Raw genomic sequence first — 15,875 nt, 5'->3', positions numbered from 1 at the left:
GTGACGGGGCTCAGCTCGTACACCACCTGCAAACGCGGAAAAGATCAGCGTTGGCGGACGCCGACGGCCGGTGGCAGGTCGCCGGCGGCCCAGTGCAGCTCGTCCTCCCAGTCGGCGACGCTGAGGTCGACGTGCTCGAAGCTGAGCCGGGCGCCGATGGGTTTGCCCAGGTAGCCGGCGTACAGGTCGTGCACGGCCACGAGGCGCTGCCCGACCGCGGCGGCGGCTGGGTCGCGAGGGGCGGCGGCCCTGACCTCGAGCCGGCCGTAGACGCCCATGTCGGCGTCGGTGCCGCGCTCCTCCACGATGACGTCGAGGATCTCGTCCTCGGCGCCGACGTGGAAGCCATACGAGACGCCGGCGAACGTCAGCCAGAAGCGCATGAGCGAGTCGTCCTGGCCGGGTGAGACGTGCCACTGGACATCGGCCCGGTCCAGGCGCAGTCCGACGGCGCTGGCCAGCACATGCGAGGGGAGCACGCACCCGACGATAGCCCCGATATTCGGTTTCGCGGTGTGGACGCGCTACCTACCGTGGATTTCCGAACACGGGTTCGCAAAGGATGTTCATGATTATTGACCTGTCAGCTCTGGGCTGGGACGACGCGTATGCCGCGCTGTACTCCGGCCGGTTCGACCTGCCCGGTTTCCGGCCGGCGCGGGTCAGCCGCGTCGACCGCGGCGTGTGTACGGCGATCGCGTCCGACGGCCCGCTCCGCGCGAGCCTGTCGGGGGGCCTGCTGGCGCGTGCCGCCGCCGATCCCGGGTCGCTGCCGTGCGCGGGGGACTGGCTCGTCGTGCGGACGTGGCCGGACGGCCGGCTGACGGCCGAGGCGGTGCTGCCCAGGCGCACCGCGATCATCAGGGCCGTCGCCGGTGAGGAGTCGTTCGGGCAGGTCCTGGCCGCCAACGTGGACGCGGTGGCGGTCGTGGAGCCGGTCGACCCGTCGCCGGACCTCGGGCGCATCGAGCGGCTGCTCGCCCTGGCGTGGGAGTCGGGGGCGCGGCCGGTGCTGGTCCTGACGAAATGCGACCTGGCCGCGGATCCGGAGGCGCTCGCCGGGCAGATGCCGGACGGGGTCGAGGTCCATGCGGTCAGCTCCCGCACGGGGCTGGGGCTCGACGCGTTGCGGCCGCTCGTGGCGTACGGGCGGACGCTCGGCCTCCTGGGGCAGTCCGGTGCCGGGAAGTCGAGTCTCGTCAACGCCCTCGCCGGGGCGCCGGTGATGCAGACGCAGGCGTTGCGCGGCGACGGACGCGGGCGGCACACCACCACATATCGGGCATTGATCCCCATGCCGGGCGGCGGTGCGGTTCTCGACACGCCCGGGGTGCGGCTCGTCGGCATGTTCGACACCGCGGCGGGCCTGGACCGGGCGTTCGCCGACGTGACGCAGCTCGCGACGCTGTGCCGGTTCGACGACTGCCGGCACGGTGAGGAGCCCGGCTGCGCGGTCCGGGCCGCGGTCGAGGACGGCGAGCTCAGCCCCCGCCGCTTCGCGAGTTGGCAGAAACTGCAGAAAGAGCAGAAGCTGGCATCGGTACGGCGGCTCAAGCGCGAGAGCCGCGACCGGCGACGGCTGGCACGCCCGTAGCGGGGGTTCCCTCGTTCGGGCGCGGAAAATTGTCATACCCCCTGGCTAGAGTTGTCGGCTGGCACCGTGACGGTGTCCGAACCGGACAAAATCACCGCTGCCGGACTCTTTGCCGCTGCTGGCGGACATATTCACTGCCAAGGGGAAGCATGTCGGATCGTCTGATCATCCGTGGCGCTCGGGAGCACAACCTCCGCGACGTCAGTCTCGACCTGCCGCGCGACGCGATGATCGTGTTCACCGGGCTCTCGGGCTCCGGCAAGTCGAGCCTCGCGTTCGACACGATCTTCGCCGAGGGGCAGCGGCGGTATGTGGAGTCGCTGTCGTCCTACGCACGCCAGTTCCTCGGCCAGATGGACAAGCCCGACGTCGACTTCATCGAGGGGTTGTCGCCGGCGGTCTCCATCGACCAGAAGTCGACCTCGCGCAACCCGCGCTCGACGGTCGGCACGATCACCGAGGTGTATGACTACCTGCGGCTGCTGTATGCGCGCATCGGCGAGCCGCACTGCCCCGTCTGCGGCGAGCTGATCACGCGGCAGACGCCGCAGCAGATCGTCGACCGGGTCCTCGCGATGGAGGAGGGCACCCGCTTCCAGGTGCTCGCCCCGGTCGTGCGCGGCCGCAAGGGGGAGTACCTCGACCTGTTCCAGGAGCTGCAGTCGAAGGGGTATGCGCGGGCCCGCATCGACGGTGTCGTGCACCCGCTGACCGAGCCGCCGAAGCTCAAGAAGCAGGAGAAGCACACCATCGAGGTCGTCGTCGACCGGCTCTCGGTGAAGGCGTCGTCCAAGCAGCGGCTCACCGACTCGGTCGAGACCGCGCTGAAGCTCGCCGCCGGCATCGTCATCCTCGAGTTCGTCGACGTGCCTGAGGACGACGAGCACCGCGAGCGGCTCTTCTCCGAGCACCTCGCCTGCCCCAACGAGCACCCGCTGTCGATCGAGGACCTCGAGCCCCGCTCGTTCTCGTTCAACGCGCCCTACGGCGCCTGCCCCGACTGCACCGGCATCGGCACCAAGAAGGAGGTCGACCCGGAGCTGATCGTGCCCGACCCGGAGCAGACGCTCCGCGGCGGCGCGATCGCGCCCTGGGCCACCGGCCACACCCTCGAATACTTCCTCCGCCTGCTGGAGGCCCTGGGTGCGGAGGCCGGCTTCACGCTGGACACGCCCTGGCGCGCGCTGTCGTCGCGGGCGCAGAAGGCGATCATGTACGGGTCGGAGGACCAGGTCCACGTCCGGTACCGCAACAAGTACGGCCGCGAGCGCTCCTACTACACCGGCTTCGAGGGCGTGGTGCAGTGGATCGAGCGCCGGCACGCCGACACCGAGAGCGACTGGTCCCGCGACAAGTACGAGGGATACATGCGCGACGTGCCCTGCGGCACCTGCGGCGGGTCCCGGCTCAAGCCCGAGATCCTCGCGGTCACCATCGCCGGGCACAGCATCGCCGACATCTGCAACCTGTCCGTCGGTGACTGCGCGGAGCTGCTCGGCGCGATGACCCTCACCGACCGGCAGAAGCTCATCGCCGAGCGGGTCCTGAAGGAGATCAACGCCCGGCTGCGGTTCCTCGTCGACGTCGGCCTCGACTACCTGTCCCTGGACCGGGCCTCCGGCACCCTGTCCGGCGGCGAGGCGCAGCGCATCCGGCTCGCGACCCAGATCGGCTCCGGTCTCGTCGGCGTCCTGTACGTGCTGGACGAGCCCAGCATCGGCCTGCACCAGCGGGACAACCACCGGCTCATCGAGACCCTGACGCGGCTCAAGCGGCTCGGCAACACGCTGATCGTGGTCGAGCACGACGAGGACACGATCCGCACCGCCGACTGGATCGTCGACATCGGCCCCGGCGCCGGCGAGCACGGCGGCCGGGTCGTGCACAGCGGGCCGTATGAGGAGCTGATCACCGCCGAGGAGTCGGTGACCGGCGCCTACCTGGCGGGTCGGCGCAGCATCCCGACGCCGGAGATCCGCCGGCCCCGCACGCCCGGCCGCGAGCTGGTCGTCGTCGGCGCCCGCGAGCACAACCTGCAGAACCTGACCGTCCCGTTCCCGCTCGGGCAGTTCGTGGCGGTGACCGGCGTGTCCGGGTCCGGCAAGTCGACCCTGGTCAACGACATCCTCCACGCGGTCCTCGCGAATGTCGTCAACGGCGCCCGCCTGGCGCCCGGCCGGCACACCCGCATCTCGGGGCTCGAGCAGGTCGACAAGGTCGTCGGCGTCGACCAGTCACCGATCGGCCGCACCCCCAGGTCCAACCCGGCCACCTACACGGGCGTGTTCGACAACGTCCGGAAGCTCTTCGCCGAGACCACCGAGGCGAAGGTGCGCGGCTACGGTCCGGGACGCTTCTCGTTCAACGTGAAGGGCGGGCGCTGCGAGGCGTGCGCCGGCGACGGCACGATCAAGATCGAGATGAACTTCCTGCCCGACGTGTACGTGCCGTGCGAGGTCTGCAAGGGTGCGCGGTACAACCGCGAGACCCTCGAGGTGCACTACAAGGGCCGCACGATCGCGGAGATCCTCGACATGCCGATCGAGGAGGCCGCGGGCTTCTTCGAGGCCATCCCCGCCATCCACCGGCACCTGAAGACGCTCAACGACGTGGGCCTGGGCTACGTGCGCCTCGGCCAGCCCGCGCCGACGCTCTCCGGCGGCGAGGCGCAGCGGGTCAAGCTCGCGTCGGAGCTGCAGAAGCGGTCCACCGGCCGCACTGTGTACGTGCTGGACGAGCCGACGACCGGCCTGCACTTCGAGGACATCCGCAAGCTGCTCATCGTGCTGCAGAGCCTCGTCGACAAGGGCAACACCGTCATCGTCATCGAGCACAACCTCGACGTCATCAAGTCGGCGGACTGGCTCATCGACATGGGCCCCGAGGGCGGTCACAAGGGCGGCACGGTGGTCGCGGTGGGCACGCCGGAGGAGGTCGCGGAGATCGCCGACAGCCACACGGGCAAGTTCCTGCGGCCGGTGCTGGGCCTGAAGGGCGACGTCAGCGGCGACACCGCGGCCCGCGACCGGGCGGTCAAGGCCAACGGCGCGGTGTCCGCACCGGCCCGGGCCGGCCGGAAGGCAGCGGCGCCGCGGACCCGGGCGGCGGTCACGACCGTGGAGCCCGACGACCTCCCGGCGGCGGAGCCGGCCCGGACCGCGGCCGCGCGGCCCGCCAAGGCGACGGGCACCCGCGCGAAGGCGGCCAAGGCGGCACCCGCGAAGCGCGCCCCGGCGAAGAAGGCGGCGGCGAAGGGCTGAGCGGGTCACCACCTGCGCCGGTCGATCTTCGGCGTGCGCGTCGGGCGCGGAGCTGATCGACCGGCGTCTGGCTGTGCTCCGTTCCGCCGGAGTTTTCTGGTCCGGCCGGCAGCGGTCGTACCAGCGAAAATGCCGAAACGGGGACGAGGTGTCGCCTGCTGGCGGATGTGGCGACCGGGGGACGGTGTGGATCTGGCGCTGCTACGGTGGCCGCTGGCAAGGCCCCCACCCCAGGAGGACAAGACGTGCCGGTTCAGGACGTGTTCAACCCCTGCTCGGCCCGCCGGGCACTGCTGCTGGGCGCGGGCGCGCTCGGCGTGACGGTGCTGGCGGGCTGCGGCGGCGACGAGGAGACCCCGGCGGCCGCGGGCAGCCAGCCGCCTGCCTCCGCCGCGCCGACGACCGCGGCCAACCCGTTCGACAACACCGCGCCCGCGACGGGTGCCAGCGACGCGGCGCCGCCGGCGGGTGCGCTGGTCGCCGTGAAGGACGTGCCCGTCGGTGGCGGTGTGATCGCCAAGGACACGATTCTCGTGGTGCAGGCGAAGCAGGGGACGTTCAAGGCGTACCAGGCGAGCTGCCCCCACCAGGGCGTCGCCGTGGAGCCTCCGTCGCCCGGAGCGACGACGATCATGTGCCCGGGGCACAACTCGCAGTTCAAGATCGCGGACGGCAGCCTCGCGCGGGGCCCGGCGACGCGCGGGTTGAACGCCGTGCCCGTGAAGGTGCAGGCCGGGTACGTCGTCGAGGCGTAGTCGCTTAGCCTCCCGTGAATGTCACGGGCAGGTAACGGATTTTCAGAGTTTGTTGAGCATTGAACCGTACGCTCCATGATCTACGTAGTTCCTGGCGTAGCCAGCAGGCCAACGACCTTGGAGGAGCCTATGAGTGACACGACTCGCCGCGCGGTGCTCGCCGGAGCGGCCGGAATCACGGCCGTGACGGCACTCGCCGCCTGTGGAGACGACAGTGACGACAGCGGCAAGACCGGCGACAGCAGCACCGGCGGTGCCGCCTCAGGCGTCCTGGCGACCAAGGCCGACATCCCTGTCGGCGGCGGCAAGATCTTCAAGGACGGCGGCGGCGTTGTCGTCACCCAGCCGGAGGCCGGGCAGTTCAAGGCGTTCAGCTCGATCTGCACCCACCAGTCGTGCGTCGTCTCCGACGTCTCGGCCGGCGCGATCAACTGCCGGTGCCACGGCAGCGTCTTCTCCGCGGCCGACGGCTCCGTGAAGAACGGCCCGGCCACCAAGGGCCTGGCCGAGAAGACCCTGAAGATCGACGGGGACAACATCTCCCTGGCATGAGCGCGCTTCCGGGGGGTCGGCGTTTTGTCGTACCCCCCGGATAGTCTCGAAGAGTGCCAGATCCGTCCACGTATCGACCCGCACCCGGGACCATTCCCGACACGCCGGGGGTCTACCGGTTCCGCGACCCGTCGGGCCGCGTCATCTACGTGGGCAAGGCCAAGAGCCTGCGGCAGCGGCTCAACTCCTACTTCGCCGACGTGTGGACCCTGCACGCGCGCACCCAGCAGATGGTCACCACCGCGGCCAAGGTCGACTGGGTCACGGTCGGCACCGAGGTCGAGGCGCTCCAGCTCGAATACAACTGGATCAAGGAGTATGACCCCAGGTTCAACGTCCGCTACCGGGACGACAAGAGCTACCCGTATCTGGCGGTCACGCTCGACGAGGCCTATCCGCGCCTGCAGGTGATGCGCGGCGCCAAGCGCAAGGGCGTGCGCTACTTCGGCCCCTATGCGCACGCCTGGGCGATCCGCGAGACCCTCGACCTGCTGATGCGCGTGTTCCCGGCGCGGACCTGCTCGTCCGGCGTGTTCAAGCGCGCCGGCCAGATCGGCCGCCCCTGCCTGCTGGGCTATATCGGCAAGTGCTCCGCGCCGTGCGTCGACCGGGTCAGCGAGGAGGAGCACCGCCGCATCGTCGACGACTTCTGCGACTTCATGGCCGGCAAGACCGACACGATGGTCAAACGGCTCGAGCGGGAGATGTTCGCCGCCTCCGACGAGCTGGACTTCGAGCGCGCCGCCCGCATCCGCGACGACCTGGGCGCGCTGCGCCGGGCGGTGGAGAAGCAGGCGGTCGTGCTCGGCGACGGCACCGACGCCGATGTGGTCGCGTTCGCCGACGACCCCCTGGAAGCGGCCGTCCAGGTGTTCCACGTGCGCGGCGGCCGGGTCCGCGGCCAGCGCGGCTGGGTCGTGGAGAAGACCGAGGACCTCAGCGCCGGCGACCTCGTCCACCATTTCTGCAGCCAGATCTACGGCGCCGAGGCCGGCACCGACCCCGCCGACCTGCCCAAGGAGCTGCTCGTCCCCGAGCTGCCCGCCGACGTCGACGCGCTCGCCGACTGGCTGAGCAAGCTGCGCGGCAGCCGGGTCGCGATCCGCGTGCCGCAGCGCGGCGACAAGAAGGCCCTCGCCGAGACCGTCGCGCGCAACGCCGAGCAGGCCCTCCAGCAGCACAAGCTGCGCCGCGCCGGCGACCTGAGCACCCGCAGCAAGGCCCTGGAGGAGATCGCCGAGGCGCTCGGCATGCAGACCGCCCCGCTGCGCATCGAGTGCTACGACATCTCCCAGATCCAGGGCACCGACGTCGTCGCCAGCATGGTCGTCTTCGAGGACGGCCTGTCCCGCAAGAGCGAATACCGGCGCTTCGCCATCAACGGCGCCACCGACGACGTCTCCGCCATCTCCGAGGTCCTGCGGCGGCGCTTCGCCCGCTACCTGGACGCCAAGGTCGAGCTCGACTCGCTGGCCGAGGAGGACGCCGACCCGTCCCGCCCCGGCATCGACCCGACGACCGGCCGGCCCCGCAAGTTCGCCTACCCGCCCCAGCTCGTCGTCGTGGACGGCGGCCAGCCCCAGGTCAACGCCGCCGCCCAGGTCCTGCTCGACCTCGGCATCGACGACATCACCATCTGCGGCCTGGCCAAGCGGCTGGAGGAGGTCTGGCTCCCCGACGACGAGTTCCCCGTCATCCTGCCCCGCGCCTCCGAGGGCCTCTACCTCCTGCAGCGCGCCCGCGACGAGGCCCACCGCTTCGCCATCACCTACCACCGCCAGAAGCGCTCCAAGCGCATGACCGAATCGACCCTCGACAACGTCCCCGGCCTCGGCGAAATCCGCCGCAAAGCGCTGCTGCGCCATTTCGGCTCATTGAAGCGTCTCAAGGCGGCCAGCATCGACGAGATCGCCGAGGTGCCGGGCATCGGCCGCCGGACGGCGGAGGCGATTCTGGTCGCTGTGAACGGCCCACCTTCGCCCGCGCCGGCTGCGCCCTCTTCACCGGCTGCATCGTTGGCGCCGGCTCCTGCCTCCTTACCGCCGGTGATCGACCCGACCTCTTCGTCCTCCGACTCCTAACCAACCGCAGACCTCACCCACGGTCCGGGCCTCTTCCCGACCTCTTCCCGGCGGATCGATCGCGGTCATAGCCGTCGTGACCGAAGTCGTTCTTGGATCATGGCGGTGGCCGGCTTTGTTTGAGGGATCCGCCTGCGGGTCGGCTGCCGTTGCGTCGCTGTCCGCGTGCGGGTTCGCCGATCTCTGTGGGTAACCGGTCAGGCCAGCACGGAGGTGGGGTTCTTTTTCCGCCCGGCTGGGGCGGGCGCCAGGTGGCGCGGTCGCGGTGATGTTCCTTGACCGCCGTCCTCACATGGTCCAGCGCCGTCGTGGTTACAACCGGTGCTGTCCCATTCGCGGGCGGTCTTGGTGGTCGGTGGGGTGGTCGTGGTGGTGGGCGTCGTGATCGATGTCGTGTGGTGGTTGTCCGGGCGGCCAGGGGCGTCCTTCGATCATGGTGGTGGCCGGGTTTCGGTTGAGGGATCTGCCCGCGGGTCGGCTGCCGTCCTCACGTGATCTAGCGCCGTTGACGGCGTTTAGTTGGAGCTTCCTCGCCGGCGTTGACTTTCGCGACCAGTGTGCGTCGCGCCGATCGCCGACGGTGACCTTGCCGCCGCCGTGGGTTCGCGACCAGCGCTGCCTCACTCTGATCGCCGAACTCGCGGGGGCCTGGTGGCCAGCGGGGGCGGTTGTGGTGGTGGGCGTCGTGATCGATGTCATGTGGTGGTCGTCTGGGCGGCCAGGGGCGTTCTTCGATCATGGTGGTGGCTGGGTTTCGGTTGAGGGATGCGGGTGTGGGTCGGCTGCCGTTTTCGGATGGTTCGGTGCGGTCGGGGGTGTCGTTCGGTGCTTTCGTGCCGTCGTTGGCTTCACGCGGAGTGATCGAAGTCGCGTGGTGGTTGTCCGGGCGGCCAGGGGCGTCCTTCGATCATCGTGGTGGCCGGTTGTCGGCTGAGGGATCCGCTTGCGGTACGCCGGTCGCTGTGGGAGTGGCAGGGCAGGTCGGCGTGGTGGAGGAGACCTGCCCGCATGGGCGTGGGCGTGCGTTCAGTGGTGTGGTCGCGCTGATCGGCCTGGCTCCGTTCCCGTGCAGGTTCAGTGCTGTGGAGGGCGTCATGCGTGCTTCCCGGCTGGGCTGGGGGACCCTGAAAAGGTACAAACCGACCGAGCCGCCGGACGGGCGGACGGCACGGCATAAACTCGTCGGCGTGGTGAGCGAAGAAGCGTCGGGGGTGCCTGACCGCACGGCGACCGACCTGGTCATCGTGACGGGGGTGTCCGGCGGAGGGCGGAGCACGGTCGCCCGGGCGCTGGAGAACGTCGGGTATTACGTCGTGGACAACCTGCCGCAGGCGCTGCTGCTCGACATGGCGGAGCTGGCGTTCGCGGCGCGGGGGGCGGCGCGGCGCACGGCGATGGTGCTCGACGTGCGCAGCCACGCGTTCTCCACCGATCTGCCGGGCGCGGTGAAGTCGTTGCGGGAGCGGGGGTTCAACCCGCGGATGGTGTTCGTCGACGCCGACGACGAGGTGCTGATCCGGCGGTTCGAGAGTGTGCGCCGGTCGCATCCGTTGCAGGGCGGCGGGCGGCTGTCGGACGGCATCGCCGCCGAGCGGAAGCTGCTCCAGGAGGCCCGCGAGCAGGCGGACGTGCTGATCGACACCAGCCACCTCAACGTCAACCAGCTCCGCGGGCGCATCGAGGAGATGTTCGGCGAGGAGGACACGACCCAGATCAGGGTCACGGTGCTGTCGTTCGGCTTCAAGTACGGCCTGCCGCCCGACGCCGACTTCGTCCTCGACGCGAGGTTCCTGCCGAACCCGTACTGGGTGCCGGAGCTGCGCGAGCACACGGGACGCGAGACCGACGTGAGCCGGTACGTGCTCGGGCAGCGCGGCGCGGTCACGTTCGTGGAGACGTACGCCCGGCTGATCAACGCGACCGCTCCAGGCTTCGAGCGGGAGGGCAAGCGCTACCTCACGATCGCCGTCGGGTGCACGGGTGGCAAGCACCGCAGCGTCGCGATCGCCGAGGAGCTCGCCCGGCGGCTGCGCGAGATGCGCCTGGCCGCCGCGCCGCAGCACCGCGACCTGGGGCGCGAATGAGCGCAGCGGAGGTGATGGCGTGAGCGGTGTGAGGGTCGTCGCCTTCGGTGGTGGGCACGGGCTGTCCGCGTCCCTGCGGGCGCTGCGGCGGATCCACCTGGACACGCCGCTGGACATCACCGCCGTGGTCACGGTCGCCGACGACGGGGGGTCCAGCGGGCGGCTGCGCGCGACCCGCGACATCCTGCCGCCCGGGGACCTGCGCCAGGCGCTCGCCGCGCTCGCCGACGAGGAGGCGATGGCGGAGGTGTTCCAGCACAGGTTCGCCGGCAACGACGACCTCGCCGGGCACCCGGTCGGCAACCTCGTCCTGTGCGCTCTGATGGAGCTCGCCGGCGACCCAGTCGTCGCGCTGGACCAGGCGGCGCACATGCTGCGCTGCGACGGGCGGGTGCTGCCCATGTCGCGGCAGCCGCTGCACATCGAGGCGGACCTGTCCGAGTGTGGTGAAGTGGTGACGGTGCGCGGTCAGCATGCCGTCGCGGTCACCCCGAAGCGGATCGACCGGGTCCGGCTCGTGCCGGTCGCACCGGAGGCCTGCTCGGAAGCCGTACATGCGACGAAGAACGCGGACTGGTTGCTGTTCGGACCAGGATCGTGGTTCACCAGCGTGATCCCGCATCTGCTGGTGCCCGAACTGGCCGCAGCGATCTCCATGAGTCCCGCGAAGCGCCTGGTCACGCTCAATCTGGCGCCCGACAGCGAGACGGCCGGCCTGACCTTGCCGGAACACCTTGCCGCCCTGCGTCGTTACCTACCTGGGTTACATGTCGATGTAGTTCTTGCCGACGGGAAAGCCGTAGGCGACCCCGAACCGGTCCATCGTGCGGCAGAATCGCTGGGTGCACGTCTGGTGCTCGCGCCGATGGCTGTCGCTGACGGAGCACCGCTGCACGACCCGCACGCGCTGGCCACAGCCTTGAAACCACTGCTGAGCAGCACCACCGACAGTTCGATTGAGCCCCGCGAGGTGACGACAGAATGGCGATGACCGCTGCGGTCAAGGACGAGCTGAGCAGGGTGGATGTAGCGAAACCCTGCTGCCGGCGCGCCGAGATGGCCGCGCTGCTCCGCTTCGCGGGCGGGTTGCACATCGTCTCCGGCCGGGTGGTCGTCGAGGCCGAGCTCGACACCAACGCCGCCGCCCGCCGGCTCCGGCGGGAGGTTTCGGAGGTGTACGGGTACCAGAGCGAGATCCACGTCCTCGCGTCCGGCGGCCTGCGGAAGGCCAGCCACTTCATCGTGCGCGTGGTCAAGGACGGCGAGGCGCTCGCGCGGCAGACGGGACTGCTCGACGTCCGTGGACGGCCGGTCCGGGGCCTGCCGCCGCACGTCGTGTCGGCCAACATGTGCTGCGCCGTCGCGGCGTGGCGGGGCGCGTTCCTGGCGCACGGCTCGCTGACCGAGCCGGGCCGCAGCTGCGCCCTGGAGATCACCTGCCCCGGTCCGGAGGCCGCGCTCGCGCTCGTCGGCGCCGCCCGGCGCATCGGGATCACCGCCAAGGCCCGCGAGGTCCGCGGCGTCGACCGCGTCGTGGTCAAGGACGGCGACGCGATCGCCGCGCTGCTCACCCGTATCGGCGCGCACCAGAGCGTCCTCACCTGGGAGGAGCGCCGGGTCCGCCGCGAGGTCAGGGCCACCGCCAACCGCCTCGCCAACTTCGACGACGCCAACCTGCGCCGCTCCGCCCGCGCCGCCGTGGCCGCCGCCGCCCGGGTCGCGCGCGCGATGGAGATCCTCGCCGACAACGCCCCCGAGCACCTCTTCAGCGCCGGCACCCTGCGCCTCGAGCACCGGCAGGCGTCCCTGGAGGAGCTCGGCGCGCTCGCTGACCCGCCGCTCACGAAGGACGCGATCGCCGGGCGCATAAGGCGTCTGCTCGCCCTCGCCGACAAGCGCGCCCGCGACCTCGGAATTCCCGACACCGAGTCCGCCGTCACGCCGGAGATGCTGGTCAGTTAGCTCATCCGTGCGGACTCCGGTCCTTGGCGGCCGCGACCGCCTCGGGGCGGGACGTGTCGCGGGCTGAGCTGTGCACATTGTCCGGAGTCCCGTGTGCCCCAGCGCCACACGAACTCTTCCGGATCACGAGGGGCAGGTGGTTCCCGTGATCCGGAAGAGGTTGTGCACCGTGGGCTGCGCAAGGTCTTCCGGATCATGGGCGAGGGCGCGCCGCGTGGACGACCGGCCGTAGGCCCGCCGCGGGATGCCTCGATCGCGCCCGTTTTTGTCGTACCCCGGCGAGACAATGTCCCCAACGTCGACGCACGGGGCACGGGACCATCCCGCACCCCGCCGAGGGAGGGTGAAAACCGTGATCGGGCTGTGTGCTCAGACACCCCCGCGGGAGTTCGGCGCTGTGCAGGCGATAGGGTTTTCCTGTTCGGCGACGAAGCCGTCCGTATGCCGCTCTACGCGGCCGCTCCCCGCTCATGGGCCTCACCGATTAGGGCCACGACCGGGCGAGCCATGATCACTCACGGGCGACCGGCATCGGCAACGGCCGGCCGCGACGAGGCGAGGAGATGTGTCGAAGTGACCATCCGGGTTGGCATCAACGGCTTCGGCCGCATCGGCCGCAACTTCTTCCGTGCGGCGCTGGCCAAGGGCGCTGACATCGAAATTGTGGGCGTCAATGACCTCACTGACAACGCGACGCTGGCGCACCTGCTCAAGTACGACAGCATCCTGGGCCGCCTGCCCTACGAGGTGAAGGCGACCTCCGACGAGATCACCGTCAACGGCAAGACGTTCAAGGCGCTCGCTGAGCGCGACCCGTCGAAGCTGCCGTGGGCCGACCTGGGCGCCGACGTCGTGATCGAGTCGACCGGCATCTTCACCGACGCCGAGAAGGCCAAGGTCCACGTCGCCGCGGGCGCGAAGAAGGTCATCATCTCGGCGCCGGCCAAGGGCGAGGACGTCACGGTCGTCCTGGGCGTCAACGAGGACAAGTACGACGCCGCGAACCACACCATCATCTCCAACGCGTCGTGCACCACGAACTGCCTCGCGCCGATGGCCAAGGTCATCAACGACACGTTCGGCATCGAGCGTGGCCTCATGACCACGATCCACGCGTACACGCAGGACCAGAACCTGCAGGACGCCCCGCACAAGGACCTGCGTCGCGCCCGCGCCGCCGCCCTGAACATCGTGCCGACCTCGACCGGTGCCGCCAAGGCGGTCTCGCTGGTCCTGCCCGAGCTCAAGGGCAAGCTGGACGGCTACGCGCTGCGTGTGCCGATCCCGACCGGCTCGGCCACCGACCTGACCGTCACCGTGGGTCGCGAGACCACGGTCGACGAGGTCAACGCCGCCATGAAGGCCGCCGCCGACGGTCCGCTCAAGGGCATCCTGACCTACACCGAGGACCCGATCGTCTCCAGCGACATCGTCACCGACCCGGCCTCGTGCATCTTCGACGCGGGCCTGACCAAGGTCATCGGCAACCAGGTCAAGGTCGTCGGCTGGTACGACAACGAGTGGGGCTACAGCAACCGCCTCGTCGACCTCGTCACGCTGGTGGGCACCGGCCTGTGAAGACGCTCGACGACCTCCTGAGCGAGGGCGTCAAGGGTCGGCGCGTGCTCCTGCGCGCCGACCTGAACGTTCCGCTCGACGGAGACAAGATCACCGACGACGGGCGCATCCGGGCGGTCCTGCCGACGCTCAACGCGCTGCGTGAGGCCGGCGCGCGGGTCACCGTGGTGTCGCACCTGGGCCGTCCGAAGGGCGAGCCCGACCCGAAGTACACGCTGCAGCCGGTCGCGCACCGGCTCGGCGAGCTGCTGGGCAAGCCGGTCGCGTTCGCCACCGACACGGTGGGGGAGTCGGCGCGGGCCGCGGTCGCCGGGCTCGGCGACGGTGACGTGGCGCTGCTGGAGAACCTGCGGTTCAACAAGGGTGAGACCAGCAAGGACGAGGCGGAGCGGGGCGGGTTCGCCGCGCAGCTCGCCGAGTTCGCCGACGTGTATGTCGACGACGCCTTCGGTGCGGTCCACCGCAAGCACGCGAGCGTGTTCGACGTGGCGGCGCTGCTTCCGCGGTACACGGGCGGCCTCGTGCAGCGCGAGCTGGACGTGCTGTCGAAGCTCACCGGCGACCCCGAGCGGCCGTATGTGGTCATCCTCGGCGGCTCGAAGGTCTCCGACAAGCTCGCCGTGATCGAGGCGCTGCTGCCGAAGGTCGACAAGCTGCTCATCGGCGGCGGCATGTGCTTCACCTTCCTCAAGGCCCAGGGCCACGAGGTCGGCAAGAGCCTGCTGCAGGACGAGATGGTCGCCACCTGCGCCGACCTGCTCGCCCGTGGTGGCGGCAAGATCGTGCTGCCGGTCGACGTGGTGACGGCGGACAAGTTCGCGGCCGACGCGAAGACCCAGGTCGTCGCCGCGGACGCGATCCCGGCCGAGGAGCTCGGCCTGGACATCGGACCGGAGTCGGTGACGCTGTTCGCGCAGGCCGTCGAGTCCGCGAAGACCGTGTTCTGGAACGGGCCGATGGGCGTCTTCGAGCTGGCGCCGTTCGCGGCCGGCACGCGGGGCGTCGCCGAGGCGATCACCAAGATCGACGGCTTCAGCGTCGTCGGCGGCGGTGACTCGGCCGCGGCCGTGCGCGCGCTCGGCATCCCGGAAGACGGGTTCAGCCACATCTCGACCGGTGGTGGCGCGTCCCTGGAGTACCTCGAGGGCAAGGCGCTGCCCGGCATCACGGCACTGGAGGCCTGAGCGATGGCAGAAGCAACCGGCCGCCGGCCGCTCATGGCCGGCAACTGGAAGATGAACCTCAACCACCTCGAGGCCATCGCCCTGGTGCAGAAGCTGGCGTTCAGCCTCAACGAGCAGCAGCTCAACGACGTCGAGGTGGTCGTGCTGCCGCCGTTCGTCGACATCCGCAGCGTGCAGACGCTGGTCGACGGCGACAAGCTGCTCATCGGCTACGGCGCTCAGGACCTGTCGCAACACTCGTCGGGTGCGTACACGGGCGAGATCTCCGGCGCGATGCTGGCGAAGCTCGGCTGCCAGTACGTCGTCGTCGGGCACTCGGAGCGCCGCCAGTACCACGGCGAGGACGACGCGCTCGTCAACGCCAAGGTGAAGGCCGCGCTCGCGAACGGCATCGCCCCGATCCTGTGCGTCGGCGAGGGCCTGGCGGTCCGTGAGGCCGGCGAGCACGTCGGTTACACGCTCGCCCAGCTCGACGCCGGCCTCGAGAAGATCAAGACCGACGAGGTCGAGAAGATCGTCGTGGCGTACGAGCCGGTGTGGGCGATCGGGACCGGCAAGGTCGCGACGCCGCAGGACGCGCAGGAGGTCATCGGCGCGATCCGGACCCGCCTCGCGGAGAAGTACACCGGCGGCACCGCCGACCGGGTGCGGATCCTCTACGGCGGCTCGGTCAAGCACGACAACGTGGCGTCGATCATCGAGCAGCCCGACATCGACGGTGCGCTCGTCGGTGGCGCCAGCATCGATGCGGAGGGTTTTGTCCGCATCTGCCGCCTCGGCAAGTAACCAGCTCAGAACGCAGCGTCGCGCGGCCCGGACCCGGGC

11 protein-coding genes and 1 pseudogene are annotated in these 15,875 nt (G+C 70.2%); 11 read left to right on the top strand and 1 reads right to left on the bottom strand.

Annotated features, from left to right (window positions below; translation table 11 throughout):
- Nucleotides 1–44 precede the first annotated feature (44 nt).
- Nucleotides 45–479: a hypothetical protein gene (locus tag AB0I21_RS01245; RefSeq protein ID WP_360558142.1), complete on the bottom strand. Its 435-nt coding sequence runs from the start codon at nt 477–479 to the stop codon at nt 45–47.
- Between the two features lie 89 nt (nt 480–568).
- Between AB0I21_RS01245 and rsgA the strand changes: the two genes are divergently transcribed.
- The 11 genes and pseudogenes from rsgA to tpiA all read left to right on the top strand — a co-directional run bounded on the left by rsgA (nt 569) and on the right by tpiA (nt 15,836).
- Nucleotides 569–1,594: a ribosome small subunit-dependent GTPase A gene (gene rsgA, locus AB0I21_RS01240; RefSeq protein WP_360558141.1), complete on the top strand. Its 1,026-nt coding sequence runs from the start codon at nt 569–571 to the stop codon at nt 1,592–1,594.
- A gap of 149 nt (nt 1,595–1,743) precedes the next feature.
- A pseudogene (gene uvrA / locus AB0I21_RS01235) lies at nt 1,744–4,641 on the top strand (excinuclease ABC subunit UvrA); the annotation flags it as partial.
- Nucleotides 4,642–5,099: 458 nt separating this feature from the next.
- Nucleotides 5,100–5,609 carry a Rieske (2Fe-2S) protein gene (locus AB0I21_RS01230; RefSeq protein WP_360558139.1) on the top strand — a complete coding sequence of 170 codons (510 nt, stop codon included), beginning with the start codon at nt 5,100–5,102 and terminating at the stop codon, nt 5,607–5,609.
- A gap of 129 nt (nt 5,610–5,738) precedes the next feature.
- Nucleotides 5,739–6,161 carry a Rieske (2Fe-2S) protein gene (locus AB0I21_RS01225; RefSeq protein WP_360558137.1) on the top strand — a complete coding sequence of 141 codons (423 nt, stop codon included), beginning with the start codon at nt 5,739–5,741 and terminating at the stop codon, nt 6,159–6,161.
- A gap of 53 nt (nt 6,162–6,214) precedes the next feature.
- Nucleotides 6,215–8,242 (top strand): excinuclease ABC subunit UvrC, encoded by a 2,028-nt coding sequence (gene uvrC, locus AB0I21_RS01220; protein ID WP_360558135.1) that lies wholly within the window; start codon nt 6,215–6,217, stop codon nt 8,240–8,242.
- 1,187 nt (nt 8,243–9,429) lie between these two features.
- Nucleotides 9,430–10,326, top strand: coding sequence for an RNase adapter RapZ (gene rapZ, locus AB0I21_RS01215; RefSeq protein ID WP_354888173.1), 897 nt, complete (start codon nt 9,430–9,432; stop codon nt 10,324–10,326).
- 19 nt (nt 10,327–10,345) lie between these two features.
- Complete coding sequence (gene yvcK, locus AB0I21_RS01210; protein ID WP_360558133.1) at nt 10,346–11,317, top strand: uridine diphosphate-N-acetylglucosamine-binding protein YvcK; 972 nt, start codon at nt 10,346–10,348, stop codon at nt 11,315–11,317.
- Entirely contained in the window at nt 11,308–12,288 is a 981-nt protein-coding gene (whiA, locus tag AB0I21_RS01205) for a DNA-binding protein WhiA (RefSeq protein WP_033359740.1), read from the top strand. Before yvcK ends, whiA begins: the two co-directional genes overlap by 10 nt.
- 573 nt (nt 12,289–12,861) lie before the next feature.
- Nucleotides 12,862–13,866, top strand: a complete 1,005-nt coding sequence (gap, locus tag AB0I21_RS01200) for a type I glyceraldehyde-3-phosphate dehydrogenase (protein WP_344503013.1) — start codon at nt 12,862–12,864, stop codon at nt 13,864–13,866.
- Nucleotides 13,863–15,050: a phosphoglycerate kinase gene (locus tag AB0I21_RS01195; protein ID WP_360558131.1), complete on the top strand. Its 1,188-nt coding sequence runs from the start codon at nt 13,863–13,865 to the stop codon at nt 15,048–15,050. The genes gap and AB0I21_RS01195 overlap by 4 nt, the downstream gene beginning before the upstream one ends.
- 3 nt (nt 15,051–15,053) lie before the next feature.
- Nucleotides 15,054–15,836: a triose-phosphate isomerase gene (gene tpiA, locus AB0I21_RS01190; protein WP_360558129.1), complete on the top strand. Its 783-nt coding sequence runs from the start codon at nt 15,054–15,056 to the stop codon at nt 15,834–15,836.
- Nucleotides 15,837–15,875: the final 39 nt, after the last annotated feature.

Source organism: Dactylosporangium sp. NPDC050588 (assembly GCF_040654975.1).
Classification (GTDB): domain Bacteria; phylum Actinomycetota; class Actinomycetes; order Mycobacteriales; family Micromonosporaceae; genus Dactylosporangium; species Dactylosporangium maewongense.
This window is presented reverse-complemented; position numbering and strand designations above follow the sequence as displayed.

Bases quoted from the DNA above. Each gene is read 5' to 3' on its own strand.
- AB0I21_RS01225 (WP_360558137.1), top strand. From the start codon at position 5,739: ATGAGTGACACGACTCGCCGCGCGGTGCTCGCCGGAGCGGCCGGAATC.
- rsgA (WP_360558141.1), top strand. From the start codon at position 569: ATGATTATTGACCTGTCAGCTCTGGGCTGGGACGACGCGTATGCCGCG.
- whiA (WP_033359740.1), top strand. From the start codon at position 11,308: ATGGCGATGACCGCTGCGGTCAAGGACGAGCTGAGCAGGGTGGATGTA.
- tpiA (WP_360558129.1), top strand. From the start codon at position 15,054: ATGGCAGAAGCAACCGGCCGCCGGCCGCTCATGGCCGGCAACTGGAAG.